The organism is Stenotrophomonas sp. AS012628, assembly GCF_010608305.1.
Classification (GTDB): domain Bacteria; phylum Pseudomonadota; class Gammaproteobacteria; order Xanthomonadales; family Xanthomonadaceae; genus Stenotrophomonas; species Stenotrophomonas geniculata.
In genome coordinates this window covers 1-244 of sequence record NZ_VMBJ01000204.1, presented here as the reverse complement: position 1 = coordinate 244, position 244 = coordinate 1, and the positions used below count along the sequence as shown (strand labels likewise).

Annotated in this window: 1 protein-coding gene; it reads right to left on the bottom strand. The window is 66.4% G+C overall.

From position 1 onward, the window contains the following. A partial coding sequence (locus G5A07_RS21630) for a hypothetical protein (RefSeq protein ID WP_223107837.1) occupies window positions 1-244 on the bottom strand: 244 nt, incomplete at both ends.

The window sequence follows — 244 nt, the reverse complement described above, 5'->3', positions numbered from 1 at the left end:
ACCCAGGACGACCAGACGGTCGAGGGAGGCGGACAATTGCTCTGGCGAGTCCGAACCCTGGGCCAGTTGCAACGCTCGAACCAGCCCCGCAACCTCGGCTGAAGCAATCCCTTGGCCAAAGCCGAAGCGGCCCGCCAGTCCCAGATTCATTTGCGCGGCGGCGAACCCCATGCCGGTGGCGTTCAAGTGCTCCAGCATGTCCAGCGTCGCCGTGCGTCCCAGGCCGCTCTGGCTGGCACTGTCC